Genomic DNA, 25,091 nt, shown 5'->3' with positions numbered 1-25,091 from the left:
CGGCCTGCGATGGCCGGGGCGCTTTTATGCAGCGCGCAGATCTTTCGCCAGACGATCCGATGCCCGAAAAGCCAGCATCATCAGCATCATCGTCGGATTGGCACCACCGCTGTTAGGCAGCACCGACGTGGCCAGAACCGTCGCATTGGCCAGCCCGTAAGGACGCAGATCGCCATCCACCACGCCACTTCCCGGGCTCGGCCCCATCCTCGTCGAACCGACCGGATGGAACACGCCGCCCGAATCCTGCAATTCGCGCAGCACATCCTCGCCCGGCCGCCGCACGACCCGCGCCAGATCGCCCAGCGCCGACCCCTTCCACGCCGCTTCATAGGCGTTGGCCGCCTTTTCCAGACTGTCGAGATCGCGCGCCGCCACATCCCAATCCACCACCGCCAAAGGCAGGCCGAACATGTCCTTGCGATCAGGCGAAAGACGGATGCGGTTTTCCGGCAAAGGTGCCTGTTCGATCACCATATGCAGCTGCACCTCGGCGTCGTCGGGATAGAGCAGGCGTTTTTCAACAAAGCGCCACCACACCGCGCGCGCCAGCCATGGCAAGGACCGCGCCAGCGCCGCCAACACCGACATGGGCGGCATTCGGCGCTGCTGCAGATAGCGGAACAGGTCGCGCAAGGCATTGAAGCCCCCGCTTTCCTCGCTGACAAAAGCGATATGGGCAAAACACGGTGGTATCGTTTCGCGCAGCGCCGTATGATCGGTCAGTTCAAAGCGCAGGTTGCGCATGGCGCCGCCCGCCGAAAACTGAAACCCGGCCAATCGGTTCAGCTTGCGCCGGTCCTGCGGCTCCAGCCGACCAATGACCACGGAAAGATGATCGGAAAAATAGCGGCCCAACTGATCGTGGGGAGCAAAAATGCGCTGTCCGTTCTGATCGTCGAGCAGCAGCAGCAGGCGGGTGGTTTCGATGGCGCCAGCGCTGAACACCACTTCGCGCGCGGCGATGGTCAATTCCCCGCCCCGATTCCCGCGCGCCACCACCTGGGTAATACGGTCGCCTGCAAGGCGAAATTCCGTCGCCGTTGCCCCCAGCCAGATCACAGGCACCGATGGCCCTTTCAACGCTCCATCGACCAGATTGGCGACATTGCGACTGGCGAAAGGCGGCCATTTGGCCAGCCGGGGCACGAAATCATCCGAAACAAAGCCCCCCAGCCCGGGCGCCGAATAGTCGCCCTTGCTTAGCCCGAAGAATTCCTCGACCGCCGGGGCATAGGCCACGATATCCTCATGCGCGATGGGCCACTGCGCCGGGTCCAGATCCCCCTTCAAAAAGGGGATCAGGGCCCCGCCCCACCGCGTCGACGTGCCCCCAAGACAGCGGAAACGTCCATGCGCCGCGCCGTCGTAATAGCGGCGGGCGAATTCCACCTCATTGAGGGGATGCTCTTCGCCCTCCTGCTTTTCCAGGCCCGATTCCAGCGCGACCACCCGCAGCCCCTTGCGCGCCAGGCGCACGGCCACGGCCAGCCCCGCCGTGCCCGCCCCGATCACCAGAACATCGGCCTCGATCCGCTCCTGCGTATCGGGGGTCAGATGACGGATCATGCCAGCAGGCCGGCATATTGCCCGGTGCGTTCCGGGCGGGTCGTGCTCACGATGATCGCTCCATCGGCATTGCGGCGCAGCGCCTTTTTCAACACATCCGTCACACTGGCCGCCGGGTCGAGCGCCTTGGCCGCCGAGACGTAGGCATAGGTAATCTGCAAAAGCTTGCCATGGGCGGTCAGCAGGTCCGCCTCGCGCTGTTCCAGACTGTCGGCCATCTGCACCACCTGAGCAAGCGGGCTGTTGCTTTCCAGATAGGGTGCCAGCAATTCCGCCGTCAGCGCCAAGCCGAAATGGCGGACCTTGCCCATATGGCGCATATCCTCCAGCCAACGCAGCCATTCGTCGGTATGGACCAACGCATAGGGCGGCTCATGGAGCGTATAGAGGTCGATCGTCTCGCGCCCCAGTCGCCGCAGGCTGCCCTCCAGCGCGGCCTGGGCGCGTGAAAGCGTGAAATCCACGGTCGGGCGAGAAATCGGCTTAATAAAGCGCCCCGCCGCTTTGCGGGCAAAGACCGCGATCTGGCTCTGCTCCTCGCCACCGGGCGAATAAATGCCTACCTTGGTGGTGACCGTTACATCGCGGTGGCGTCGCAGGGGGCCGGCCAGATCACGCTCGGCATGGCCAAAGCCGTAATAAGGCGCGGTATCGAAATGGGAAAAGCCGCTTTCGATGGCGGCCTCAATCAAGGTTTCCCGTTTGTCTGCATTTCCCGCATTGAACAGGCTGGCTGTGCCGAAGATGAAGCGAGAGACGTCCAGATCGGTTCCTGCCAATCGGACTTTTTGCATGGGCATGGACGGTCACCTTGATAATGCCGGGTCCGGAAAAGGGGGCAAGCTGCTTGGCAAAATTTTTGCAATGCAGTATAAACCGCTATGCCATGAAAAACGCAAACCGGTCAACAAAGGGCGCCTCTGGTATGTCGATGAAGCTTTGGCTGCAAAGCTCTTGCGCCCTTCTTGTCCTGTCGGGCGCACCGAACCTGGCCGCGCATACGATCACGGTCGGTTCGCCGGCCTATCCCGATCTTGCCGCCGCGATTGCCGATGTGCCCCGGCTCAAGGCCAGCCTTGCCGATGGCGAGGCGATCGAGATCCGTTTGCCGCCCGGGGCCACCCGGCTGAAGGCTCCGATAGAGATTGACGGGCCCCACGGCGGATCGCCCGCGCATCGCCTGATAATCAGGGGCGATGCCGGGGGCACAACACGCTTTGTGGGCACGGCCACGGTGCCGACCCGTCCGGCCACGGCCGCCGATGCGCCCGGCTTTGCGCTGCCCTCGGGCGTGCTCGTCGCTGACCTGCGCGGATTGCCCTCCCCGGCCCATCTGGTCGCGCGGGGCAATTATGTGGCGACGACCATGGCGGGCTTCGAACTTTATCAAGGCTCTGCCAGACTGGCGCCCAGCCGCTGGCCGGTTAACGATTATGCCACAACCACGCCGCAGGGCGCCAACAGCGCAGGCCCTTCCTTCGCGCTGCCACCTGATCGCGCCAAGGCATGGGCGAGCGAACCCGCACCTTGGGCGGGCGGTTTCTGGGGCGCACCCTGGTCCTTTGAACTGGCGCCGGTCGTCCGGATCGATCCGCAAGGTGCGCAGGGACAATTGGCTCCCCTGCAATCGCAACAGGAACCCAACGGGCCCGCACGATATTTCGTGGAGAATCTGATCGGCGAGTTGAAGGCGCCGGGGCAATATGTTCTCCTGCCGCAAAAGCAACAGGCGCTTGTCCTGCCCATGCCGGGCGGCGGGGCGCTGGAGGCGGCGGTGCTGCCGCGATTGATCGGTATCTCCGGGGCCGCCCAGATCGAGATCCGCGACATTGCATTTGACCGCAGTCTGGGCGAAGCGGCCAATGTCCTCAAAAGCTCCGACATTCTCTTTGAGCATTGCGCGTTCCGCCAAACCGGCGGGGATGGTGTGATCGTGCGCGGAGGCTCGCGGGTAGTGCTCTCGCATTCGGTGATCGCGTCTACGGCGGAAACCGGCGTGGAACTGACCGGTGGAGACCGGAACAGCCTGACCCCCGGGGGGCATCGGTTTGAAAATGGCGTGATCACCGATTTCGGGCTGGAAGAGCCCACCTATCGCCCCGCCGCCCATCTGACCGGGGTGGGTCAGGTGCTCACTGGATCGCTGCTGCAGGGCGGCGATCACAATGCGGTCATGCTGGCTGGCAACGATCATCGCGTGACAGGCAATGAAATCGCCTATGTGCTGCGCCATACCGAGGATGCCGGCGCAGTCTATATGGGCAATGACTGGACCCAGCGCGGGATGGTGATCGACGGAAATTATTTTCACCATCTTGGCGGCCAGGCCGTCACACAATTCCTGTCGGCCGTCTATCTGGATGACCAGTCGAGCGGCCAGACCGTGACCAATAACATCGTTGTGGGCGGCGACTATGGCGTGGTGATCGGCGGCGGGCGCGACAATGTGGTGCGCGCCAATACATTTTATGGCCCGCGCCGCGGCGGGGTCCATTATGATGAGCGCGGCACGAGTTTTCAGGCCAAAGCCATTCCCGCCTTTGTGCAGCGTCTGGGCAAGATACCCTATCAGGGCGATGTCTGGGCAAAGCATTATCCCACACTCGCCGGCCTGCAATCGGCCGATTACGGCAAGGCACAGGGCAATGTCCTGCGTGACAACCGCAGCTTTGGCGCCGCCGTTCTGGTGGCCGACGCCCGGTTGCAGGCGAGTCCGGGTCTGGCACAATCGGGCAATGCGACATTGGCCATGGCGGCGGCCCCGAAACCGCCGCTAAGCTCCGGGCAGAACACGCACATTGCGTCGCTTTTGCCCCTGAGACAGGTCCCGCCGACCAGCGTTTCGCCGGCGCGATAGCTCATGTTGACCTGCCCGAGGGCGCATGCGAAGGACGCAGGTATATCCATGTATAAAATGACAAGTCAGTGGAGGTCCAGGTGCAGGGCTCGGTAGCAACAATGAAGCGTCCGCCCGCCAGGGCCAAGGCCAGTGCCGCCACCCGGCCCGTTCTGCGTTTCAATACGCTTGATTATGCGGTCATTCCCGGCTTCCTGCTGATTGAAGTCGGCCTTAGCTATTGGGTTTCTTTCGCAACTCTTTTCGCAGTTTTCCTCGCATGGCGCTGGCGCGACGTCATTTGGGCCGGTCTGTCGAGCTTGCCGCTGTTCGTCTTTGTACCGCCGCTGTTCTTCATGGCACTGCTGATCGAACCCACGACGGATTTGACGCAGGACGTCCTGCATATCTGCCGCGAGGCGATGTTCTGGCTGCTGCTTTGTGCAATGCTTGAGGGCCTCAAGAAATTCACGATCGAGATTGATCAGAAAAAGCTGGGAAAAATACTGTTCCTAATGGCGGTTTTTGTTCTTTTGCTTTGCGTCTATCAATTCAGGCAATATTCTGTCGGCGTCTATTTCGGTATTCCCAAAGAATATTTTTCTCAGGGGCAGGGCACGATCGCCGGCGATCTCGATCTGGCTTACAGCCATCTGCGACCGTCGGCCACACTCGCAGAGCCGAGCTATCTGGCGTTCATTTTGATTTCGATCTTGTTTTTCACGAAATTTTTTGAATTTCCGGGCGGTATTGCCCCGCTGACCTCGGCCATTTTCATCATCACAGGCTTTCTCAGCCAATCGATGTCTTTTGTCATGTTTCTGGCCGGTCTGACTGGGCTTGCGCTTTATACTCAGCCAAGGTTTGCACGCTATCGCGCTCCTGCAACGCTGATTGGCTCTGTAGTGCTGCTTGTCCTGATCACCGGCGCCGCGGCTTTTCTGAGCGACACCAGATTGGCAAAATTTGGTTCAACATCAGACACATCAACATTTGCCCGTATCGTTGGCCCGCTCATTTCTCTGCCTGAATTTTTCGCTATCCATCCATTTGGCACGCTCTCGACCACCATGACGGATATGCTTGAATATTTCACAAGCCCCTATGGCATGAGCGGCGAGGAATGGACGCATAACTTTCTCTTCAACGCCATCTTCCTTTATGGACTTGGCGGGATATTCATCCTTTATTTCCTGCTGAAAGGTCGGGGCCTGGTGCCAGCCTCCTATATATTCTCGTGTATGTTCTTCAACGGCGGCATGCTCAACCCCGATAAATTCTCCGTCATGTCGGTCAGTTTTATCATTTTCAAAGCCTTGGGCGATCTCAAGGCGCCTAATCAGATGGCAATCAAGCGCACATCGACCTGATGCGGAGATCTTTATGCCTACATTGAAACGATACCTTGCGCTTGGCGCCCTGGCTGTGCTCGGCCTTGGCGCCGCCGGCGAAATCGCGGCCAGAAGCGCAGGTTTTGGCAAACCCCTGCTCTATCAATCCTCTGCCGCCGGCTATGAGCCACGGCCCAACCAGCACGTCGCCCGCCTCGGCAAAATCACCAACATCAACAGTTCGGGCACGCGTGGCCCCGAATTGGCGGCGCAACCCGCAGGTTTGCGGGTTCTTTCGCTCGGTGATTCCGTGGCGAACGGCGGCACCCAGGTTAATGATGACGAAACCTATCCCGCCTTGTTTGGCACATTGCTAGCTAGGACGAAACCCAAAGCCGAAGTGGTCAATGCCTCGGCTGGCGGATGGTCAGTGTTGAATGAGGCAGCCTGGCTGAAATTGCATGGCACGTTGGGCGCGCGACTGGTCGTTCTGGAGGTCAATGACCGGGATCTGGACCAGAGCTTTGTTGGCCCCGAGATTCTCGATCAACATCCATCCTTCCCCAGCCACCGCCCTTTGTCGGGCTTGGGTGAAATCCTGTTCCGCTATGCCCTGCCCCGTACCGGTCTGGTTCCCTCCGCTGCGGATCCGGGATCAACCGGCGGCGATTTTCAGGAAAATCACGCACGGGTGACACTTGATGCAATTGGCGAAATCAAAAATTTCGCACAAAATCATGGCGCCCGCCTTGCTTTGCTTTACTGGGACGCTCGACTGCCCGTTTCCGCTCCGCAACAGAAGGCGCGCAACGAATTACTCGCTTGGGCCTCCGCTCAAGGGGTAACGGTCATTCGCCCTCAACTCAATACGAGTCCCACAGCTGATAAATATTTCCGCGACCAAATCCATCCTTCAGTCGAAGGCAATCGGATAGTGGCGAAAATGCTGGAAGACAGCCTGTCCAAAGAAATGTAGCAGATCAGGGGCGGCATTTCATTTTGCCGCCCTTTTTCGTTGCATCACAATATTCGCAAATCAAGAAACATTGTCTGCCGAATATATTAACCGCCAATAAAGCTTTGACGGGCGGTGCCGCATTGCAACATGAGCCCATATGCGGTAAAAATCCCTAATCGGGGAATTCAAAGGCGAACCATGTCGGATAACTCACCGCGTATTGCGGTCCTGGCTACCTGTTTCAATCGACGGGACACCACGCTGGCCGGTTTGCAGGCCTTGCGCCTGGCCGCACAAGGCATTGATTATACGGTCTATCTGGTTGACGATGGCTCGACCGATGGCACGGGCGCCGCCGTAGCTGCGCAGTTCCCGGAGGCCCGCGTCTTTACCGGGGATGGTTCGCTGTACTGGAATGGCGGCATGCGCAAGGCATGGCAGGAAGCCATTGTTGATGCGCCCGATTATTACATGTGGTGGAATGACGATCTGCTGCTTGAACCGGGCAGTATTAGTCGACTGTTAACATTTCAACGCGAGATGGAGGCAAGCCACGGGCCTCGCGTCATCACGCTGGGCAAGGTTGTCGATCCGGAAACCGGATTGGTTACTTACGGTGGTTACGTACGCGTTCCGGGTGCGTCGCGTCTGCGGTTTCGGCGGGTTGCCGACGATGGCAGCGTCTGCGTTACGATGAACGGCAATTGCGTGCTGATCCCGGCGCGGGCGGTGCAGGACGTGGGCATTCATTCCGAGCATTATTCCCATGCCAGCGGCGATGTCGATTACGGCCTGCGCGCCAGTCGCGCGGGCTATGCGATTTTCCAGAGCCCGCATATCGTGGGCAGCACCCCTTATAATTTCGCCTATGCGGCCAAGCAGAACCGCCTGACGCTGGCGAACTGGCGTTTTGTCTTTACCCACCCCAAGGGGATTCCCTGGAAGGAATGGCTGCATTTCTGCCGTCTGCATGGCGGGTGGATGTGGCCGGTGAACTTTGTCGGGCGCTATCTCAAAATTATCAAATTCGGCGCCTGAGGTTTATTCCATGTCAGACTCACCTCTGGACGCCGGCTCGGCCGGCTCGTGGGAAGGCGGCGGGACCTTTACGCTGCGCAATCGGATCTATCGACTGGTCTTTCAATTGTGCTGGGCCTTGCTGGCTTCATGGACGCCGCCTTTCATGCATCCCTGGCGGTGCTGGCTCTTGCGATGTTTTGGCGCGCAGGTGGCGCCCACGGCCTTTATCTATGGCAGCGTCCGGATCTGGTATCCCCCCAATCTGCGGGTGGACGACTTTGGCACTTTGGCGCCGGGGGTCACCGCCTATACGATGGCGCCGATCCATATCGGGGCTTATGCGATCGTTTCCCAGGGCGCGCATCTCTGCGCCGGGACGCATGATATTGAGTCCCCCCATTTCCAACTCTTTTCGCGCCCCATCACGATCGAGCCGCGCGCTTGGGTTGCGGCCGAAGCCTTTGTCGGCCCGGGCGTTACCATTGGCGAGGGCGCCGTGCTCGGCGCGCGCGGCGTGGCCATGCGCAATCTCGACGCATGGGGCGTCTATACCGGCAATCCGGCCACCAAACTGCGCGAACGCAAATTGCGCTTTGCTCCGTCCCCTCCACGGCAAGAGGCCTGAAACGATGCCTTCCGCTTCCTCCACGCTGGACCTGACGGTTCTGATCCTGACCTATAACGAAGCGCGCCACATCGAGCGCTCGATCGCCAGCGTGAAGCATTTCGCCCGCGAGATTGTGGTGGTCGACAGCCATTCCACCGACAACACGGTCGAGCTGGCCGAAAAGGCCGGCGCGCGCGTACTGTTCAACCCGTTCATCAATTATTCCAAGCAGTTCCAGTGGGGCCTCGACAATGGCGGGATCACATCGGAATGGGTCATGCGGTTGGATGCCGATGAGATCATCGAGCCGGATCTGGGCGATGAACTGATACGGGCGGTCAAGGATGCACCTGCCGATGTGGTGGGCATGAACATGGACCGCAAGCATATCTTCATGGGCCGCTGGGTGCGCCATGGCGGGCGCTATCCGCTGCGTCTGCTGCGCGTCTGGCGGCGCAACAACGGGCGCATCGAAGACCGCTGGATGGACGAGCATATCGTCATCTGGGGCGGGCGCACCATCGACCTCAAGGGCGGGTTTGCCGACTGCAATCTCAATGACCTGACCTTCTTCACCGAGAAGCACAACAAGTACGCCACGCGCGAAGCGATCGACAAGCTGAGCCAGAAATATCGGCTGTTCGAAAAGGACGAGGCATTTTCCGATGATTCCGGCCCCCGCCAGGCCGTCATCAAGCGCTTTGTCAAGGAGCAGGTTTACAATCGGTTACCATTCTGGGCTGGACCCTTCGGTTATTTCCTCTATCGTTATTTCGTTCAACTTGGCTTTCTCGACGGCTATCAGGGGTTGATCTACCATTTCCTTCAGGGTTGCTGGTATCGCTTCCTGGTCGAGGCCAAGACCATAGAACTCGATGAAGCCATCCGCGATTGTCAGACCAATGATGAACGCGTGCAACGGCTTACCGCTTTGACAAAATTATCGCTTGGACCGACACGATGACCCGCATTTTGCACATTATCACCACTTGCGATCTGCGTGGCGGCGGCCCGATCGAGGCTGCGCGCAATATGGGCACGATCTGGGCCGGACAGGGCCACAGCCATGATCTGCTCACGCTTGACCCTGAAGACGCGGATCTGGAATTGCCCGGCTATCCGGGACGGATTTTCAAGGTGGGCGTTCCCGTGGGGAAATCGCTGGCGGCCCGTTATCGCTATTCGCCCGCGATGGTGCCGTGGCTGAAGGCCAATGCGCATAATTATGATGCGGTGATCGTTTCGGGCCTGTGGCGTTATCAGACGATGGGGGCCGCCAATGCGCTCATCGATCTGGGCATTCCCTATTTCGTGTTCACCCATGGGATGCTCGACCCGTGGTTTCGCAAGCGTTATCCGCTCAAGCACGCGGTCAAGCAGGTCTCCTGGCTGCTGGCCGAGGGTCGCCTGCTGCGCAACGCCGCCAATGTCATGTTCACCTGCGAGGAAGAGGGCATTCTGGCGCAGGACGCCTTCTGGCCCTATTCGGTGAATGCGGCCTGCGTCGGTTATGGCACCCGCGATGTCGCGGGTGATCCCGCGGCGCAGAAGGCGGCTTTCCGTGCCGCCGTGCCCGAGCTTGCCGACAAGCGCTTTTTGCTGTTCCTGAGCCGCATTCACGAGAAGAAAGGCTGCGACCTGCTGCTCGACGGGTTTGCCCGGGTGGCCGGGCGTGAACCGGATCTCGATCTGGTCATTGCAGGGCCCGATCAGACCGGGCTGGTGGCGACGCTGAAGGCGCAGGCGGAAAAGCTGGGAATCGGTCACCGCGTCCATTTCCCCGGCATGCTCAAAGGCGACATCAAATATGGCGCCTTCCGCGCCGCAGAAGCCTTTGTGCTGACCTCGCATCAGGAAAATTTCGGCATCGTGGTGGCCGAGGCCCTGGCCTGCAACACGCCGGTTCTCATCAGCGACAAGGTCAATATCTGGCGCGAGGTGGAAAGTGACGGCGCTGGGCTGGTCGGGCCCGACACGGCAGAGGGTGCCTACAAGGTGCTCTCCGGCTACCTCGACCTGTCGCAGGATGAGCGGCTGGCCATGCGGGAAAAGGCGCGCGAATGTTTCATCAACCGCTTCCGCATCGAGGAAGTCGCGACGCGCCTCATGGCGCTGATCGAATCGCATTTGAATAAGGTGGAGTTGAATTCGGCGAGGCATTAACCAAGGATAGGGATCGATATGAAAATCGCAGGTGTTCAATACCTTAGAGCAATTGCTGCGATCGCTGTAGTTCTCGATCACTGCTGTGGCATGGCCGCATTTGACAAATATTATGGACGAAAATCCATACTGTTCGACTTTCTTGTATCCGGCTCATTCGGTGTAAATCTTTTCTTTCTTATAAGCGGCTTCATAATTGTTGTTTCGTCAACAAAATTTAAGTCCCTCACTCCAAGCAAAACTTTGGGGGATTTTTTTAAGGCGCGTGCCATTCGTATCCTGCCCATGATGTGGCTGACCATTATTTCTTATGCCACATTACGGATTTTAGGCAGAGGATCAGCAGAATGGCACTCCTATTTGAACGCTTTTTTCCTGATACCTTTCGGAGATTATGATCCGAACAATATCTGGACACTACGTCAGGAAGCCATTTTTTACATCATCTTTGGTTTGACATTTTTATCCGGTCGCAAATTGTGGCCGGTTTTTCTTTTTTGGATCCTGATTCCCTTCTTACCACAAATCACAGCCCTTGCTCAGGGCGTACCAGCCTCTCGGCCTATTGGACATCAGATTTTGCTGAACTTCCTATCGCCCGTTAATGTCCTATTTGGAGGCGGGGCGGCAATCGGTCTCCTATACAGGAAACGGGAAGATCTTTTTCATGACAATATGAATCGTGTCATTTCGGCACTTCAGACATGGCCCGCTTTGGTCATCATGTTTTTGATAGCTATGACCATCTTGAAGGGCGACATAATCAGTCCGTCAAACGTACTGCTCTCTTTGCCCATTTTCACCATCATGCTCGTAATCGGCGCAATAGAGTACAAGAAAATAAACAGAATTTTCTATTACTTGGGCAACGCATCCTATGCGATTTACCTCTTCCACCTTCAATTTATCTCGGCATTTCTGGGAATATTTTCCAAACATGCGCATGGAATGCCCGTAACGCTTGCCATTGCGACAATCTCAGCAACGACCATTGCAATTTCTTGCGCAATATATTCATTTGTTGAAGTGCCATTGACAAAATATCTGATGGCAAAGCTCATTCATCGACCGAAGGAACAATCGGCTCCGATCGCCGCGGCAGAATAATCCTGCCTGTGAAACAGCGTGGCGGAACGCGCCCTATTTCGCGGCTGAACCGGCCTCGACAATGGCGAGATCACCAAATTGCGTGGCTTCCAGCGTGGGGTGCAGGATCACGTTCAGCCATTGCGCCGGACATTGGCCGTCAATCCGGAAATCGACCTCCCAGCGTCCATTGCCCAGCGGACGCTGGCCATCGAGCGGCTGGCGGCTGTCCTGATCGCAGCCGATTGCCAGTTGCAGCGGCGACGTGTCCTGATGGCCTGCACCGCCCGTCAGGCGGTAACTGGCGCGATAGGTTCCGGGCTTGAGCACCAGCAATTGGCGCAGAATCGGCATCGCCACCGGCGCGGCATTGTGGATCAGCAATCCGCCCGCCACGTTCTTGTCGCCCTTGCGCATTTCATAGGTAACATCGCCATTGCCCCGCCAAGTCCAGGCAAAGGGCGAGTCTGCATTGGCGGTATCGGCCAGCGTGGCGAAACCGGGATCGCCTACCAGCTTGTCGCCGGCCAACGGGCAATGCAAGGCCCAGACATCGCGACCCAGCAACGCATTTCCACTATTGGCCAGCGCAGCCGTCATGGATTTGACATCCGCACAACCAAGCGTGATGCCCACCCGACCAAGATCGACCAGCATCTGGCCGCGCGCCTGCAGGACGTCCCCTTTGGTCCGCCAGCCTTCGCGGGCATAGGCGCCCAGCCAGAGCGGATGCTGACGCATCTTTTCAAACAAGGCGGCGCGCAGTTCCGGCGTGGTTTCCCACGGCTCGATCAGCGGCGTATAGGTCAACAGATCGGCGTGCTGGCGCAGGATCACATCGAAACGCATCGCGGCATTGGGAACGTCGCCCAATTGCAGCGCCCGATCGATCCAGAACAATTGTGTGGAGAGTTCACGCCAGCCCATCTTGGCCGATACCGTGAAGGCCTCCAGCACCTTGGGCCGTTCGCCCATCGCCATACGGGCGGCGCCCAGCATGGCCGGGCCGGTGCTGTCGATCGGCGCCCGCTCAATCAGCATCCGGGCCATGCGCTCAGCATCGCGGGGCTGGGTCTGCGCGAGTTGCGGGGTCAGCCGTGTATCGAGCGAACGAATGGCCAACGCATCAGGAACCATGGCCGCGATGACGGGATCATCCTCACCGCCCGCGCGATCCAGCGCGCTGGCGGCTGCGACAATCGAAAAGATCGCCGCAGCCGCAACTCCCAGATAGCGTATCCGGACGCTCAGACGCGAGGAGGATCGGGCCGACCTTCTCATGCGTTGGGCGTGTAACCATATTGATACTGATAATACTCATACCCGTAATAGGACGAGTAGCGGTTGTTCGACTTGAGCGGGTCGAACTTGGTCAGCACCGCGCCCAGGATCACCGGACGCACCGCGCGCAGACGACGCAGGGCGCCCTTGAGCGAGCCGCGACGGCTGCGGTCCGCCTCGACCACGAAGATCACGCCCTCGACCTGCGCGGCGATCAGCGGCGCGTCGGCCAAACCCAGCACAGGCGGAGAGTCGATGATCACCGCATCGAACGCGTTCTTTGCCTCTTCCAGCAGTTCCTGAATGCGGGTGCCGGAGAACAATTCCGTCGGGCTGGGCGGAATGGGGCCCGAAGTGACGACATTCAGATTGGGCGTGGCGGTCGGCAACATCACCTGCGACAGGCTCTCCAGCCCGACCAGCGCGCTCGACAGACCCTTGTCATTATCATTGTCTAGCCAGCGGTGCAGCGAAGGACGACGCAAGTCGGCGTCGATCAGGATGACCCTCTTGCCGGTTCGGGCCAGCGAAATCGCCAGCGACAGTGCAGTCGTACTCTTGCCTTCGCCCGGCTGCGCGCTGGTCACGGACATGACCTTGGGCATACCGGTACGGCGGATATAGAGCAGGGCCCCGCGGATCGAGTTGTAGGCTTCGGCCACCTGCGACTTGCGATCCTCCAGATCGCTGATCGGCTGACCCGAATTCGAGATCGGCACAACCCCCAGCAGCGGCAGGTTGATCTTCGGCTCGATATCCTCGGGGATGCGGATCGAGTCATCGAACTGATCCTTGATCGCCAGCGTCAGCGCCGCAGCGATGATCGAAAGCGTCAGCCCGATCAGGATGTTCTTGACCATGTCGGGCGAGGAAGGACGCAGCGGAACCTGTGCCTCATCGACGACCGAGATGTTGCTGGTGCTGATACCCGCCGACGCGTTCAATTCCTTGTAGCGCTGGAGCAGACCGTCATAGACCTGACGGTTGGTATCGACTTCGCGCGCCAGCAGGCCATAACGCACCGTGCGGTCCTGCTCGTTGAGCGTCTCGGCTTTGAGCTGCTCGACCTTGGCACGCAATTCGGACTCGGCCCTGACCGCTGCGGTGAATTCGGACTTCACCGCATTGCGGATCGCATTGGCCGAGGTCTGGATCTGGCTGGTCACCGAGGCCAACTGAGCCTCACCGGCGCGGATGGTCGGATAATCTTCCAGATGGCGCGCGCGGTCCTGCTGCAGCGTTGCGGCAATGCCTGCGCGCTGGGTCAGCAATTGCTGGATACCCTGGTTCGACACAACCTCGGTCGCGCTCATCAGCTGGCCCTTGCTGATCGCGTTCCAGCGGGCCTCGGCGGCGATGCGCTTGGACTGGGCCTCGCTGTAGGCCGCGTTCAACTGGTTGAGGCTCGATGCGGTGATCGACCCGCCCTGCTGCACGGCATCCTGCGAGCTGGTCGAGCCAAGCTGCGAGGCGTTCATGCGAATGAGGCCGGCATCGCGGGTGTAGGCGTTGAGCGCTCTTTCGGATTCCTCCAGCTTCTGCTTGACCTCCACCAGCTGATTGGCGAGGAACTCACGCGCATAGCTCGAGCTCTGGAACTTGCGCTGCAGATTGAACTGGATGAATTCCTTGACATAAGTGTTCACGATGAGCGCCGACATATCCGGGCTGTTGCTCTCGAAGGACACTTTCATCAGGCGCGAACTGTGGGGCAGATCAACCGTCAGGTTGCGCATCAGCATGTTGACCACAGCGATCTGGGCCGCCTGCGGCGTCATCTTGGCCAGCGCGCCTTTACGGCTCTGCGAAGCAAAGAAGGCCTCGCTGCGCGTAAGGTTCAGCGTGCGCGAAACGCGCTCGGCCATCCCCCGGCTCTTGAAAACGTCGACCTGCGTCTGCAGGAAACGTTCGGTATCGAGCGAGCTGCCCGACGCCTGATTGTCGGTGTCCTCGTCCTGATCCTTGAGGAACCGGCCGCCGGAATTGTTGACCTGAATATCCGCGCTGGCCTGATAACGCGGCGTGGTCAGCAGCGTCACAATGACCGTAATCGCGAAAACCCCGAGAAAAATCAGGATAATCAGGCGCAAGTTGGCGCGGATGGCGGCAAAGACATAGCGGGCGTTCAGCCCCCCCTGCCCTTCGCCCGGCAGCAAATCGTCCTCGATATGCGGCTGGAAGTGCTGGTCGGCAAGAAGAGCCGATTCGTCGTGATGACCTGCGTTAACCACGGAGCGTCTCTTTCTGCCAATTACAAGTTACGGAAAACGTAGAAAGCATTGAACAGCGGTGCAGCCTGGAGAATGTCATGCCAGGTGCCCTTGACCGCCGAGCGGCCCACCACCACGACATCGCCCGCAACAATCTGGGGGTCCGGTGCACGGCCGGAGCGGATGTAGCCGAGGTGGAAACGGGCAACCAAACGCTCCCCGTTCACTTCGCGAAACACCACCACTTCATCCAGCTTGGCGTCCTTCGTCGTGCTCTGCGCCAGCGCCAGCGCGCCCAGCAGGGTCATGCCCGGCGACGCTTCAAAGCGCCCGGCCTTTTGCACCTGCCCTTCGACGGTCACGCTGCTCTTGTTATGCTCGACAATGCTGATCGCAACCTGAGGATCGCGAATATAGCGCGCAGCCAGACGTTCGGTGATTTCTTCACGCAATTCGCCGATCGTGCGTCCGCTGGCATCAAGCTCACCGGCCAGCGGCATCTGCACCTTGCCGCCGCCATCAACCCAATATTGCTCGGAGGTCAGATCCGGTTCGTTCAGCACGCGGATATAGAGGCGGTCGCCCGGCTGAATAGCGCCTTCCTTGATGCCCACCGGCTTGACCGGGATGACATCATAGGCGGCGGCGCCCGAAGGCATATTCAGTGCCGGATGAGTACCGCATCCTGCGCAAAAGACGCTTGTACCAATCAGGAACAATAAAGTTTTGCGAGGAGTCATACTTGGTCTCTCACTTGCCATAATCCGCAGGATTTGCCTTGGGATTAAGAAGAATGGCGGCGCATAGGGCTGCAATGCCTGCCAACGACATCGAGCGCAACGGGTAATCCACCAGCGAATGCAACCCGATCACACAAAGTGCCAAAGTGGCACAAAAAAGCTGTCCGCGTGAACGCTTGTCCGCCGCAAGCAAGCCTTTGACGACGCCCAGCACGAGCAAAATCACAATGGCGCCCAAAGCGATCACACCGGGATATCCGGCCTCAAGAAGAAGCTCGAGATAGTCATTGTGAGCACGGTTGACATAGGTGTCCGTCACCGCTTCGGCAGGCTCGTAAATATTGAAAACGGGGACAAATGTTCCCATACCGGCACCCGTCGGCAAAAGCTCTCCGGCCGCATAGAGCGAGTTGGTCCAGATCTGCGGACGCGTGTCATGGTCCAGCGAAAATCGGTCCAGCGCAACCATCAAAGGCGAAGTATCGGGCAGAAAAGAATAGGTCCCGGCCACAATTGCACAGACACCGGCAAGCGAAATAAACAAATTCGCCCAGCGCAGTTTCAGCCATGGCCGGATCAAGGCAATCTGTCCGGCCACCACCAGCGGGAGCATCATGATGCCCGTGCGCGAGCCCGTCAGTACAACCGCCAGCGCCAGCGCCAGATCCGCCACTCCGACCAGCCCGATCACGAGCCAGCGCTGGTCAGGCAGGATGCGCCGCTGAACCAGATCGCGCATGAAGGCCGCCGCGCAGAGCATCGCAACAAGCAGGACGTCGGCCTGGCTGTTCGGATTGTTCTGAAATCCGCGCAACCGCGCCTTGCCGCCATTGGTCGGAAAAAGCGCGAAAATGCTGTCCGGCGCGCCATTGAGCTGAACCACCCCCGGCACCAACGACAAAAGCGCCACAGCCAGCACCACGCCCAGCACCAGCGTCCGCCCCGATCGCCCGATCGAGGCCACCATGACCAGCACCATTCCTGCGCTCGCCATGCTCAACAGGCTCGAAAAGGTCAGCGCCGGATCCATCGAGAGGGGGCGCCAACTGTCAGCCCGGCCGATCAGGGCCAGACTATCCACCTCGATCTGACGCCCCGGCAGACTGTGCCAGATCTGGGGCGGCAAAGGCACAAGTTGAACCAGCGGAGCGACCAACAGGATCAGCACAACCGCCCAGACCGCCTTGGGGATCGAACGAAACTGACTTTCCGGGATTTTCCAGAGCCACAGTGCCGCAATCACCGCCACACCGACCTGCACAAACAGCTCTGGCAGAGGATGGCCAACGCCACCTCCGCCAAAGGTCATGGTGATCGCCACAGCGAAAACCACCAGCGGCGTCACCACGCCCTGTTCTTTTGCTAGTCTGCGTAAGATTGGCATAAAATGATTTTGACAGGAAATGCGGTAACCGCAAGAGTTATCGAACAAATTTGGCGCTCGATAACGAAAAAACCAACCCATTTGCACAATTATGAAAAAATACCGCCCTGGCTGACTAAGGCCTGAACAGGCATCCTTACCAAAATCGTTCAAAATATTAAGAATAACGGCCGAACAATACTATCCGACCTGAAATTCCCAGCACCCAAACTCAGCGGCTGGACGCAGGCGGCACTGTGGAAACTACGGTAGCAACCAAAATCCCGCTGAAGCCAGCCTGCCACACGCGCCAAAGGCCGTCCGTGCCGCGAAAGGTGTCCCCAGCCTGCGGACCGGCCATCGCCTTCTCGCAAGCGGCAACCCCGGCGGCACCTGCCTGACGCAAATTAACGCAGCCGACCGGGGCCTTGGCCTTGCTCTTGGCCGCAGTCAGATGAGCGACCGGCAATGAAACAGCACCGCGCGAATTGCCATCCGCAGGAGCCGAGGCGGCCACAAGGCCGGACGCGGCAAGCATCACGATCAAATTTGCAGCCACAGAACTTCTCCTTAAAAATACTTAAGTAGCTTTAACATAGAGAAGGGCAGGAATCCACATTAAAGCGATAAACGGTGGAAAAATGAAACCGATATGGTTCCCTGCCCATACGTAAACGCAGCAGGCAAATGCCTGCGGGCACTCATGCCGCGAAACCAACAACTTGCCTCACCACCAAGGCCATGCATTCCCCATGCGCCCTCTCGCAGCCCACAAAAAAACCCCCCGGAATAACCGAGGGGCCCTTTTGGTCCAGCGTTGAGCCGAGAATTAACGGCTCGACGCAGGCGGAACGACGGCAATAACCGCAGCCGTCGTGCCAGCCGTGATGGCGGCGTTGACCAGCAGATTGGTGGCACTGAAGCCGTAAACCGGCGGCGTGTTCGGGCCGGCCTGAACCTTTTCACAGGCAATGGTCTTGCCGTTCAGCTTCTTGCCGGCGGTCAGCGAGGTGCAGCCCAGAGCCGAAGCCTTGGCCGGGGTAACCAGCGCCGCCTTGGCAACCGGCATCGCAGCAGCGCTGCGCGTATTGTTCGAAACAGGAGCCGCCGAGGCCACGAGGCCAGAAGCGGCGAGCACCACGATCAGGTTAGCAGCCATTGGAATTCTCCTTCTTTACGTAGTTGTACATATAACAGGACAACTCGCGTAGTCCAGTTGAAACTCCTTAACATCTCGCGTTCGCAGCTTAACATCTCGCATTCGCAGTATGTTTTTACGCCTTGAAACACCGATGTGGATAGTCTTACCCAATCCTGGCCCCATCCCGGTTCGGACCTATCATCATCGACCAGGGGAGCGAATCACCTTATTCGCAATTCTTGACACAGCGCAGCATGGAAATTCCGGTGCGATCCTCAGAACGCTCGCGAATGAACCACGACGCGAACGGTCATCAGCATGATCCAGATATCGCGCCAAAGCGACCATCCATGCAGATATTCCAGATCCGCGTAGAGGCGGTCGGTCAAATCCTCCTCGCGGTCCGTCGCCCCGCGATAGCCGCGGATCTGCGCCAGCCCGGTCAGACCTGGCTTGAGCGCATGACGCTCCCAATACCGCGGGTCGACTTCCCAGAACAGCTTGCCCCCGGCCATCGAGCCGGTTGCGTGCGGACGCGGGCCGACAAGGCTCATGTCGCCGCGCAGAACATTGATAAGCTGGGGCAGTTCGTCGATACTGGTCGAACGGATGATCTTACCGACGCGGGTGATCCGCTTGTCGTCCTTGGCCGCCGACTGAGTGCCGTTTCTGCCGATCTTGTTCACGCTCATGCTGCGGAACTTGAAGATCGGGAAGAAGCGGTTGCCGCGACCCACGCGCCGCTGGACAAAGAACACCGGCCCGCCATCCTCCAACTTGACCGCCAGCGCGACCAGCAGCAGAATCGGCGAAAGCAGCAGCAGGGCCGAACCGGCCACAACCGCATCAAGCATCCGCTTCTGCAACCTGTCGCGCAGGCCCATCGGCCCCACCGACACCAGCAAAAGCCCATGCCCATTGGCAATCCGCGCCCCTTGCGCAGAAAGTTCGAGCACAGTGTCATCGACCACCTCGCCCGCGACATTCGCGCCCTTAAGGATAATCGACCAGTTCGCGCGCCGTTCGGGCACCGAACTGATGACCACGCGATCCGCATTGCGGATGATCATTCCGATCCGGTCCAGCGCATGGGGATCATCCAGCACTGGGGCCAGAGCGAAACTTTGCGCCGAAACGTGAAAAGCGCCGTGCAGGGTAATATCGGGCCCGCCATCGTCGATCACCAACTGGTTGATGACCGATACGCCGCAGCGCCACCGCACAAAGCGGCGCATGCCCACCCGATTGACCAGCACGAACAGCGCCGACAACACGACACCAATAGTGAACAGCATGCGCGAATAATTGTCGGTCGAGCGCGCGTAAAAGGTGATGAACGTGACCACCGCCACCGACAGGCCCAGCGCGAGCAAGGAACGTATGACGCTGTGGCTGGTGCTGCGCAGGGATTCGATCGAATAGGAATCGTTGTACAGCGCAATCGTCAGATAGACGGGCAGAACCAACTGCGAGAGCATCAGCGTCCCGCCGGCGAAAGTCTCGGCGCGCAAATAGCCGGCAAGGGCAAATCCGGCGAAAATCGCCAGCACATCGCCGAGAATAAATGCCAGATAGCATTGGAGACGACGCTGCTGCAACGAAGGCATCAGCGGCATGCGCAATGCTTTGGCTCTAGCCTTGGCCCGTTTACGCAACGAACCGGACACACGTGCTACTGGCGCGTTCATGCTTGCTCCACCCTGCTAACTTTGCCGCATCAACGTCGGTTCGTGCCAGGCGCGAGGCCTTAACACTTCCGATCTTGTCACCCTAGTAAAACCACTAACATACCGCTGCATTGCAGCAAACCTAAAATTTCATTCAACCTATTTCAGAACTTCTGATGTTTCCCGGAAAGGTTAAACAAAACAGCGGCTAGGAGCGTGACTTGGCATAGCGGGCAATTTCCGCAAGTTCCTGAGCAAGAAGCAATTCTGCCGTATGGTTATTGGCCATCAGACTGCGGTGGAGCGCCATCAGGCGCTGGGCGAGTCGGGCCAGACCGCGCCCACGCCAGACCCGCAACTGGCGGCTAAGGTCCGGAACATCCTTGAAAAAAACCCGCCGCGACGCCTTCTCGCCCTCCATGAAGGCGGAAATATCCGGGTTGGTTCCGAGTCGCCCGGATAATTGTGCCAATTGGGCAACACGTCGTTCAAAAGCGAGCAGCAGACCAACGGGATTAAGCTCCAGTTCAGCCATCCGACGCAACTCGCTTTTCAGCCTGGTACTGTCCCCATTCAGGACAGTATTTACCAATGTGGTAAAGCCATCCTCTTCGGTTTTGGCTCCCACCGCCTCAAAGGCCTCCAGCGTGGCCGGGCGCGGCCGCTCGGGCGTGGCATCCAGATAGAGCGCCAGTTTGGTAACTTCGGACGCTGCCAGACGGGTATCGAGCCCGACCGCAGCCGCAATACGCTGGGCCAATTCGCGGTCCATCGGCGCTCCGGCCGCATCGGCCATCTGGCGCACCGAAGCCGTTACCGATGCCAGATCCGGCGGATAGAACATCGCCACCAGCGCATCCTCGCGCTTTTCCAGCAACTTGGCGGTACGCGCCTTATCGCTGGCATTGGCGGCCTGGATGATCACCGGACAGGGCGCGACATCGCCCCCGATCAGATTTTCGACCGCGTCATAGACTTCGTCGCCCGAGCAGCGGACCCAGATATGGCGCGTATCGCCAAACAGCGAAGTCGAACGCGCCTCATCGCCAAGCCGCACCGGATCGCGCTTCAACTCTGCGCCGGTCAGTTCCACCCGCTCGCCCGCATCGGGCAGCAAGGAAGCGATGCGAAAGGCGGCATCCTGAACACTGGCGTCATCCGTGCCGCACAGGAAGAACACGCGCATGGTTTGCGCGGCTCTGGGCGCTAGATTGGCAAAGTCGCGCTGGGTGGCTTTCATTGCCTCGCGCGCAGCTTCACGGCCAGATTGGTTACGATTCGCCCCGCAACCACACGCGTGAGGTTCTCCAACGCGGTCTGCTCGGCCGCCACCGTGGCATATTCGGACGAGACCACATCCAGGCCTGCATCCGACCCGGCCGTGGCATCCAGCAGGATCGCGCCGCTGGCCGCATCGATCAACTGATAGCGCGCGCGCAGGATACGCCGCTCTCGCCCCACTGTGTTGTTCGACAGCAGGCCCAGACCGAGCAGTTGATCGTCCAGCCGAACTTCCAGCCGATAGCGCGGCGTGGTTCCCTCGGGCGCGGTGCCGAGTTGATCGACCAGCGCATTGTGCATCAGCCATCCGGCCTTGCCCTGAATGGGCGAGACCGAGATCGACCCCAGCCCCTGCGCCACGCCGGCCTGCGCCCCGCCCGCATAAAGCGGCTGCAAAGCGCAACCCTGCAAGGCGGGCAGCATGGCCAGAAGGCAAAGAGGCAGGAAAGGACGCATATCAGACCACCAGATTGACGAGGCGATCGGGCACCACGATCACTTTCTTGATCGCAGCCCCTTCGAGCGCACGCTGCACCTTTTCGGACGCCAAAGCCAGCGCTTCCAGTTCTTCCTTGGCCGTGCCCTTGGCCACGGTCAGTGTGTCGCGCAGCTTGCCCTTGACCTGAACCGCGATGGTCACCTCATCATCGACCAGCAGCGCCGGGTCGACCGGCGGCCATGCGGCATCGGCAATCAGGCCCTCGGAAATCGAAGCCCAAGCCTCTTCGGCCAGATGCGGCATCATCGGCGCGATCAGCAGCAGGACCGACTTGATCGCGGCGCTGCGGCTGGCGCTGGGCGCGGCCTTTTCGACCACGCCCGTCAGTTCATAAATGCGCGCCACCGCCTTGTTGAAGCTCAGAGCCTCGATATCGGCGGCAATAGCATGGACGGTCTGGTGGGCCTTGCGGTCCACCGCCTTGTCCTCGCCGGTGGCCGCGGCGTCATATTGGCCGAACAGGCGCCACAAGCGCTGCACAAACCGCGCGCAGCCCTCGATCCCCGCCTCGCTCCAGGGCAGATCGCGCTCGGGCGGGCTGTCGGACAGCATGAACCAGCGGATCGCATCGGCGCCATAGGCGGCAACGATCTCGTCGGGGTCCACCACGTTCTTCTTGGACTTCGACATCTTGATGACGCGGCCAATCTCGACCGGAGCGCCATCGGCCTTCAAAGTCGCGCCTTCGCCCGTGCGGGTGATATCGCTGGGCGCATACCAGATCGGCTGACCGTTCGACGGATCGATGCGGCTGTAGGTTTCATGCGTCACCATACCCTGCGTGAACAGGCTGGCGAAAGGCTCCTTAACATCGATCTTGCCGATGCGGGCCAGAGCGCGGGTCCAGAAGCGGGCATAGAGCAGGTGGAGGATCGCATGTTCGATCCCGCCGATATATTGCCCCACCGGCAGCCAGCGCGCGATTTCGGCCGGGTCAAACGGCGCATCGTCAGGCTGGCTGGCAAAGCGCAGGAAGTACCACGAGCTGTCCACGAAAGTATCGAGCGTGTCGGTTTCACGCCGCGCCGCGTGGCCGCATTGCGGGCAATCGACATGCTTCCACGTGGGATGGCGGTCCAGCGGGTTGCCGGGCACGTCAAACGTCACGTCCTCGGGCAGGGTCACGGGCAGGTGCTTCTTGGGCACCGGCACCACGCCGCAGACCTCGCAATGGATGAAGGGAATCGGCGTGCCCCAATAGCGCTGGCGCGAAACGCCCCAGTCGCGCAGGCGCCACACGGTCTTGCCCTCGCCCCAGCCTTCGGCTTCAGCCTTGGCGATGACGGCGGCCTTGGCGGCCTCGACTTCCATGCCGTTGAGGAAGCCGGAGTTCACCAGAGTGCCCGCGCCCGTATAGGCTTCATTGCCTTCAAAAACGGCTGCGGTGTTTTCGCCATCGGCCACCACGCGCGTAACGGGCAGGCCATATTTACGGGCAAAATCAATGTCGCGCTGGTCATGCGCGGGGCAGCCAAAGACCGCGCCCGTGCCATAATCCATCAGCACGAAATTGGCGATATAGACCGGCAATTGCCATTCGGCGTCCAGCGGATGCACCACGCGCAGGCCGGTGTCAAAGCCCAGCTTTTCGGCCGTTTCCAGCTCCGCCGCCGTCGTCCCCCCCTGCTTGCACAGGGCGATGAAATCGGCCGCATCAGGATTGTCCGCCGCCAGCTTCTGGGCAATCGGGTGATCCGCGGCGATGGCGACAAAGCTGGCGCCGAACAAAGTGTCGGGGCGGGTCGAATAGACCTCGACCTCAGCGTCGCCCTTGAAGGTGAATTGCAGGCCCTGCGACTTGCCGATCCAGTTTTCCTGCATCAGCTTGACCTTTTCCGGCCAATGCTCAAGCCCATCAAGCCCTTCGAGCAATTCGTCGGCAAAGTCGGTGATCTTCAAAAACCACTGGTTCAGCTTGCGCTTTTCCACCAGCGCGCCGCTGCGCCAGCCGCGCCCGTCGATCACCTGTTCATTGGCCAGAACAGTGTTGTCGACCGGGTCCCAGTTGACCGTCGATTCCTTGCGATAGACCAACCCGGCGGCGTACAGGTCGAGAAACAGCGACTGTTCCTGACCGTAATATTCCGGTTCGCAGGTGGCGATCTCGCGGCTCCAGTCGAGCGCGAAGCCAAGGCGCTTCAACTGCGCCTTCATGTTGGCGATATTGTCGCGGGTCCAGCCGCCTGGGTGAACGCCCTTTTCCATCGCGGCATTTTCGGCGGGCATGCCGAACGCGTCCCAGCCCATCGGATGCAGCACTTCAAAGCCCTGCATCTTCTTATAGCGGGCCAGCACGTCGCCCATCGTGTAATTGCGCACATGGCCGATATGGATGCGCCCGCTGGGATAGGGGAACATTTCCAGGACATAGGAACGCGGCTTGGCGCTCTTGTCATCGGCCCGGAAGCTCTGCTTCTCGTCCCACACGCGCTGCCATTTGCCATCGGCAACACTGGAATCGAAACGCTCACTCATTTGCTCATGCCCTTTATACCAGAAAGCCTCCCGACTTGCCGGTACGGGGGCAAGTAGGGAGGCAAACGGTCAGAATTGATGTTTACTTGATCAGCGTGGCCTGACGCAGATCGCGCGCCTTGGTCAGGATAACGTCCTCGAGCCGCTGAACCGTGGCGGCGGCCACCGGCGCATCGGTCCAGAAACCGTCCTTCGACACCTGACGCGAGGCGCTCACGCGCAGCGCGTCGGTGCGCAGATCCTTGTCGAGGATCGCAATGGTCAGCTTCATCCGCTCGCCCGGATTCGACGGATTCGAATACCAATCGGTCACAATCACGCCGCTGTTCGCATCGCTTTGCAGCAGGGGCATGAAGGACACCGAATCCAGCGCCGCGCGCCACAGATAGGCGTTCACGCCGATCGTGGTCAGATTCGAGGGCGGCAGCATAACCGTGGTGCGGGTAACGCGGTGATGCTTGATATGGATCGGATTATGCACGCGCATATTGCCGATTTTGCACCCGCCCAGCGCCAGAAGGGCCAGAGCCACCGCGCCCCCACGCAGCATCGGACTGATAAACTTACGGGCAGGAGCCTTGCTGGCCATCATCGGTTCTGCACTTTCCGTCTCAAAAACCCAAAATGCTTGGGCCCCAAAAAACTGTTCGTCCACGCTCCGCCGACGCTGTCGCGCGCGCAAGGGTTGGCAAGTCTCTATAACCGCCAAAAAGCGCGCGACAAGGGGCGTTGGGCACGCTTCTTTCATGGCCAGCGATGGCGTGAACCTTGGCTGAACATCGCGTTGACCATAACAGCGCCGTGCAGCCAAGGTTCATCATGGCGCGCTTAGGATTTGAGGTGTATGGATATTGGCGCCGGAAA

General features: G+C 59.7%; 21 protein-coding genes. 8 read left to right on the top strand and 13 right to left on the bottom strand.

Annotation, left to right across the window (positions count from 1 at the left end):
* Positions 1-24 precede the first annotated feature (24 nt).
* Both BGP00_RS19855 and BGP00_RS19850 read right to left on the bottom strand, forming a co-directional pair.
* A complete protein-coding gene (locus BGP00_RS19855) occupies positions 25-1,569 on the bottom strand; it encodes a GMC oxidoreductase (RefSeq protein ID WP_292688408.1) in 1,545 nt (514 codons plus the stop codon).
* Positions 1,566-2,348, bottom strand: a complete 783-nt coding sequence (locus BGP00_RS19850; RefSeq protein ID WP_292925848.1) for an aldo/keto reductase — start codon at positions 2,346-2,348, stop codon at positions 1,566-1,568. The genes BGP00_RS19855 and BGP00_RS19850 overlap by 4 nt, the downstream gene beginning before the upstream one ends.
* A 146-nt stretch (positions 2,349-2,494) precedes the next feature.
* Between BGP00_RS19850 and BGP00_RS19845 the strand changes: the two genes are divergently transcribed.
* The 8 genes from BGP00_RS19845 (at position 2,495) to BGP00_RS19810 (ending at position 11,591) form a co-directional block, all read left to right on the top strand.
* Positions 2,495-4,426 carry a right-handed parallel beta-helix repeat-containing protein gene (locus BGP00_RS19845; protein ID WP_292688404.1) on the top strand — a complete coding sequence of 644 codons (1,932 nt, stop codon included), beginning with the start codon at positions 2,495-2,497 and terminating at the stop codon, positions 4,424-4,426.
* A gap of 80 nt (positions 4,427-4,506) precedes the next feature.
* Positions 4,507-5,775, top strand: coding sequence for a hypothetical protein (locus tag BGP00_RS19840; RefSeq protein WP_292688402.1), 1,269 nt, complete (start codon positions 4,507-4,509; stop codon positions 5,773-5,775).
* 13 nt (positions 5,776-5,788) lie between these two features.
* Positions 5,789-6,712: an SGNH/GDSL hydrolase family protein gene (locus BGP00_RS19835; protein ID WP_292688401.1), complete on the top strand. Its 924-nt coding sequence runs from the start codon at positions 5,789-5,791 to the stop codon at positions 6,710-6,712.
* Positions 6,713-6,892: 180 nt separating this feature from the next.
* Positions 6,893-7,732: a glycosyltransferase gene (locus BGP00_RS19830; RefSeq protein WP_292688400.1), complete on the top strand. Its 840-nt coding sequence runs from the start codon at positions 6,893-6,895 to the stop codon at positions 7,730-7,732.
* 10 nt (positions 7,733-7,742) lie between these two features.
* Positions 7,743-8,339 (top strand): putative colanic acid biosynthesis acetyltransferase, encoded by a 597-nt coding sequence (locus tag BGP00_RS19825; RefSeq protein ID WP_292688399.1) that lies wholly within the window; start codon positions 7,743-7,745, stop codon positions 8,337-8,339.
* A gap of 4 nt (positions 8,340-8,343) precedes the next feature.
* Positions 8,344-9,285, top strand: coding sequence for a glycosyltransferase family 2 protein (locus tag BGP00_RS19820; protein WP_292688398.1), 942 nt, complete (start codon positions 8,344-8,346; stop codon positions 9,283-9,285).
* On the top strand, positions 9,282-10,484 hold the full coding sequence (locus BGP00_RS19815) for a glycosyltransferase (RefSeq protein WP_292688397.1): 1,203 nt from the start codon (positions 9,282-9,284) through the stop codon (positions 10,482-10,484). Before BGP00_RS19820 ends, BGP00_RS19815 begins: the two co-directional genes overlap by 4 nt.
* A gap of 18 nt (positions 10,485-10,502) precedes the next feature.
* On the top strand, positions 10,503-11,591 hold the full coding sequence (locus BGP00_RS19810) for an acyltransferase (protein WP_292688395.1): 1,089 nt from the start codon (positions 10,503-10,505) through the stop codon (positions 11,589-11,591).
* A 33-nt stretch (positions 11,592-11,624) separates the two neighbouring features.
* Here the strand turns inward: BGP00_RS19810 and BGP00_RS19805 are convergent, their stop codons facing one another.
* The 11 genes from BGP00_RS19805 to BGP00_RS19755 form a co-directional block, all read right to left on the bottom strand.
* Complete coding sequence (locus BGP00_RS19805; RefSeq protein ID WP_292688394.1) at positions 11,625-12,851, bottom strand: hypothetical protein; 1,227 nt, start codon at positions 12,849-12,851, stop codon at positions 11,625-11,627.
* On the bottom strand, positions 12,848-15,082 hold the full coding sequence (locus tag BGP00_RS19800; protein WP_292688392.1) for a polysaccharide biosynthesis tyrosine autokinase: 2,235 nt from the start codon (positions 15,080-15,082) through the stop codon (positions 12,848-12,850). The genes BGP00_RS19805 and BGP00_RS19800 overlap by 4 nt, the downstream gene beginning before the upstream one ends.
* A gap of 20 nt (positions 15,083-15,102) precedes the next feature.
* The gene (locus BGP00_RS19795) at positions 15,103-15,720 is read right to left on the bottom strand and encodes a polysaccharide biosynthesis/export family protein (RefSeq protein ID WP_292688390.1); all 618 of its coding nucleotides are present in this window, start codon (positions 15,718-15,720) and stop codon (positions 15,103-15,105) included.
* A 91-nt stretch (positions 15,721-15,811) separates the two neighbouring features.
* Positions 15,812-17,266, bottom strand: coding sequence for an O-antigen ligase family protein (locus BGP00_RS19790; protein ID WP_292921088.1), 1,455 nt, complete (start codon positions 17,264-17,266; stop codon positions 15,812-15,814).
* 130 nt (positions 17,267-17,396) lie between these two features.
* The gene (locus BGP00_RS19785; RefSeq protein WP_292688386.1) at positions 17,397-17,723 is read right to left on the bottom strand and encodes a hypothetical protein; all 327 of its coding nucleotides are present in this window, start codon (positions 17,721-17,723) and stop codon (positions 17,397-17,399) included.
* A gap of 270 nt (positions 17,724-17,993) precedes the next feature.
* On the bottom strand, positions 17,994-18,323 hold the full coding sequence (locus BGP00_RS19780) for a hypothetical protein (protein ID WP_292688384.1): 330 nt from the start codon (positions 18,321-18,323) through the stop codon (positions 17,994-17,996).
* A gap of 257 nt (positions 18,324-18,580) precedes the next feature.
* Entirely contained in the window at positions 18,581-19,912 is a 1,332-nt protein-coding gene (locus BGP00_RS19775) for an exopolysaccharide biosynthesis polyprenyl glycosylphosphotransferase (protein ID WP_292688382.1), read from the bottom strand.
* Between the two features lie 268 nt (positions 19,913-20,180).
* The gene (gene holA, locus BGP00_RS19770; RefSeq protein WP_292688380.1) at positions 20,181-21,212 is read right to left on the bottom strand and encodes a DNA polymerase III subunit delta; all 1,032 of its coding nucleotides are present in this window, start codon (positions 21,210-21,212) and stop codon (positions 20,181-20,183) included.
* Positions 21,209-21,709: an LPS assembly lipoprotein LptE gene (gene lptE / locus BGP00_RS19765; RefSeq protein ID WP_292688378.1), complete on the bottom strand. Its 501-nt coding sequence runs from the start codon at positions 21,707-21,709 to the stop codon at positions 21,209-21,211. The genes holA and lptE overlap by 4 nt, the downstream gene beginning before the upstream one ends.
* 1 nt (position 21,710) lies before the next feature.
* Positions 21,711-24,227 (bottom strand): leucine--tRNA ligase, encoded by a 2,517-nt coding sequence (gene leuS / locus BGP00_RS19760; RefSeq protein WP_292688376.1) that lies wholly within the window; start codon positions 24,225-24,227, stop codon positions 21,711-21,713.
* Positions 24,228-24,309: 82 nt separating this feature from the next.
* Positions 24,310-24,816 carry a DUF3576 domain-containing protein gene (locus BGP00_RS19755; protein ID WP_168603583.1) on the bottom strand — a complete coding sequence of 169 codons (507 nt, stop codon included), beginning with the start codon at positions 24,814-24,816 and terminating at the stop codon, positions 24,310-24,312.
* Positions 24,817-25,091 lie beyond the last annotated feature (275 nt).

It is taken from the genome of Novosphingobium sp. 63-713 (genome assembly GCF_001898925.1).
In the GTDB taxonomy this organism is placed as follows: Bacteria; Pseudomonadota; Alphaproteobacteria; order Sphingomonadales; family Sphingomonadaceae; genus Novosphingobium.
Note: the sequence above shows the minus strand (reverse complement) of the source record. Positions and strands in the feature narration are given on the sequence as shown.

Bases quoted from the DNA above. Each gene is read 5' to 3' on its own strand.
- BGP00_RS19805 (WP_292688394.1), bottom strand. From the start codon at position 12,851: ATGAGAAGGTCGGCCCGATCCTCCTCGCGTCTGAGCGTCCGGATACGC.
- BGP00_RS19815 (WP_292688397.1), top strand. From the start codon at position 9,282: ATGACCCGCATTTTGCACATTATCACCACTTGCGATCTGCGTGGCGGC.
- leuS (WP_292688376.1), bottom strand. From the start codon at position 24,227: ATGAGTGAGCGTTTCGATTCCAGTGTTGCCGATGGCAAATGGCAGCGC.
- BGP00_RS19755 (WP_168603583.1), bottom strand. From the start codon at position 24,816: ATGGCCAGCAAGGCTCCTGCCCGTAAGTTTATCAGTCCGATGCTGCGT.
- BGP00_RS19775 (WP_292688382.1), bottom strand. From the start codon at position 19,912: ATGCCTTCGTTGCAGCAGCGTCGTCTCCAATGCTATCTGGCATTTATT.
- BGP00_RS19855 (WP_292688408.1), bottom strand. From the start codon at position 1,569: ATGATCCGTCATCTGACCCCCGATACGCAGGAGCGGATCGAGGCCGAT.
- BGP00_RS19845 (WP_292688404.1), top strand. From the start codon at position 2,495: ATGTCGATGAAGCTTTGGCTGCAAAGCTCTTGCGCCCTTCTTGTCCTG.
- holA (WP_292688380.1), bottom strand. From the start codon at position 21,212: ATGAAAGCCACCCAGCGCGACTTTGCCAATCTAGCGCCCAGAGCCGCG.
- BGP00_RS19795 (WP_292688390.1), bottom strand. From the start codon at position 15,720: ATGCCTTCGGGCGCCGCCGCCTATGATGTCATCCCGGTCAAGCCGGTG.
- BGP00_RS19790 (WP_292921088.1), bottom strand. From the start codon at position 17,266: ATGGGTTGGTTTTTTCGTTATCGAGCGCCAAATTTGTTCGATAACTCT.
- BGP00_RS19780 (WP_292688384.1), bottom strand. From the start codon at position 18,323: ATGGCTGCTAACCTGATCGTGGTGCTCGCCGCTTCTGGCCTCGTGGCC.
- BGP00_RS19810 (WP_292688395.1), top strand. From the start codon at position 10,503: ATGAAAATCGCAGGTGTTCAATACCTTAGAGCAATTGCTGCGATCGCT.
- lptE (WP_292688378.1), bottom strand. From the start codon at position 21,709: ATGCGTCCTTTCCTGCCTCTTTGCCTTCTGGCCATGCTGCCCGCCTTG.
- BGP00_RS19830 (WP_292688400.1), top strand. From the start codon at position 6,893: ATGTCGGATAACTCACCGCGTATTGCGGTCCTGGCTACCTGTTTCAAT.
- BGP00_RS19825 (WP_292688399.1), top strand. From the start codon at position 7,743: ATGTCAGACTCACCTCTGGACGCCGGCTCGGCCGGCTCGTGGGAAGGC.
- BGP00_RS19820 (WP_292688398.1), top strand. From the start codon at position 8,344: ATGCCTTCCGCTTCCTCCACGCTGGACCTGACGGTTCTGATCCTGACC.
- BGP00_RS19835 (WP_292688401.1), top strand. From the start codon at position 5,789: ATGCCTACATTGAAACGATACCTTGCGCTTGGCGCCCTGGCTGTGCTC.